This window comes from bacterium, assembly GCA_026398675.1.
In the GTDB taxonomy this organism is placed as follows: Bacteria; RBG-13-66-14; RBG-13-66-14; order RBG-13-66-14; family RBG-13-66-14; genus RBG-13-66-14.
In genome coordinates, this window is sequence record JAPLSK010000038.1 from 1 (window position 1) to 1,595 (window position 1,595).

A 1,595-nucleotide genomic window follows, 5' to 3' on the forward strand; every position below is an offset into this window, starting at 1 on the left:
CACGGTCGCCCTAGACGAGCTGCTGACGCCCTCGACCGGGCCCGACCCGATAAGCGAACTGTAGGGGCCGACCGACGGCGCGCCGTTTAGGTCGGCCCGCCCCTCACCCCGTCCCTCCCCCCAAAGGGGGGAGGGCGATAAGGCCTAGCGTGAGTATGTGCCGAGTATCGGTCATCGTCGTCAATTACGACACCCGCGACGACCTCGCGCGCTGCCTGGACCACCTCGCGCGGCAGGACGAGCCCGTTGAAATCATCGTCTTCGACAACGGCTCGCGGGACGGCTCCGCGCAGGAGGCCCGGGCGGAAAAGCCGAAGCCGGGCGTAAGGCTTTTCGCAAGCCCGGTGAACCAGGGATATGCGGCGGCGACGAACCAGGCCGTAAGAAAGGCCCGGGGGAGATTAATCCTCCTCCTGAACCCCGACGCATTTCTCCCGACCGACGGGGCGAGGAAGCTGGCCGATATCCTCGACGCGGACGACACGCTGGGCGGCGTGGCCCCGCAACTGGTGGATGAGGACGGACGGATACAGCGGACATGCCGGAGACTGCCCAAGACGTGGGACTTGCTCTGCGAGCTGACCGGGTTGTCGAGGGTATTTCCCTCATCAGGCGTATTCAACCGATGGAAGATGGGGGACGACGATTTCGAGGGGGCGCGCAGGGTCGAGCAGGTTTACGCCTCGTGCTGGATGTTGCGGAAGGCGGAGTTCATCGAGCTCGGCGGTTTCGACACCCGGTTCCCGATATTCTTCAACGACGTGGACCTGGCGCGGCGGTTGGTCCGGGCGGGGCAACTTACGCTATACTACCCCCAGGTGGAGGTGGTCCATCGGGGCGGAACCAGTGTCAAAAAGGTCCGCGCGCTAAGCGTCCTTTGGAGTCACCGGGCCTTCTGGCGCTATTTGAGGGTGAACGGACCAGGGTTCAACCCGGTTCTGTGGATGATGGCGATGCCTCTGGCCGTGGCGGCGCCAATCAGGGCTCTGTGGCCGGAAATTAGTTGACCCGCACGCGGGCGACCACAGAGGACTCGTCCTGCGGGTCGCCCCTACGGGGACGGCGCAGACCTTTTGATATTGCAAAATATGAAAATCGTGACCGTTTGCAAGTTATAAGTTTATCACCTGTATCACCTTGAACCGGCTCGTGAAGGAAGGGCGCAGTTGAGATTTCACCGAACCCCTCCGTGCAAGTGGTGGCTCCTGGCCTGCCTGGCGCCGTCAATCGCCCTGGGCGCCGCGGCTACCGGCACTACGGCCGTCGCGCCCGATACGCCGCCCGCCGCCGAGGCGTCCACGGGACCGGTCACCGGGGTACCCACATTCGCTCAAAACGCCGCGCCATCACTCACCGCCACCTCCGATGAAACCGCGACGGAAGGCATCCCCCGCGTCACGCTTCTTTCGTGCGACCCGGACGGGGCATCCTTCGAGGTGACCTTCCCGGAAGCAGAAACCTACACCGAGCCCGTCGGGGACGAGACTTACACGGGGATACGCGTTTCCGGCACCTCAACCGAGGACCTGCCGGGCAGCGTGGGTCTTCCCGTGTTCCGCGCCCGGCTTTGGATTCCTCCCGGCGCCGGCACGACC

The 1,595-nt window shown here is 64.6% G+C and carries 2 protein-coding genes; both read left to right on the forward strand.

What is annotated here, in order from left to right; genetic code table 11:
* Positions 1-155: 155 nt before the first annotated feature.
* Entirely contained in the window at positions 156-1,007 is an 852-nt protein-coding gene (locus NTW26_00510; protein ID MCX7020756.1) for a glycosyltransferase family 2 protein, read from the forward strand.
* A 159-nt stretch (positions 1,008-1,166) separates the two neighbouring features.
* On the forward strand, positions 1,167-1,595 hold a 429-nt coding region (locus NTW26_00515), incomplete at its 3' end, for a hypothetical protein (protein MCX7020757.1).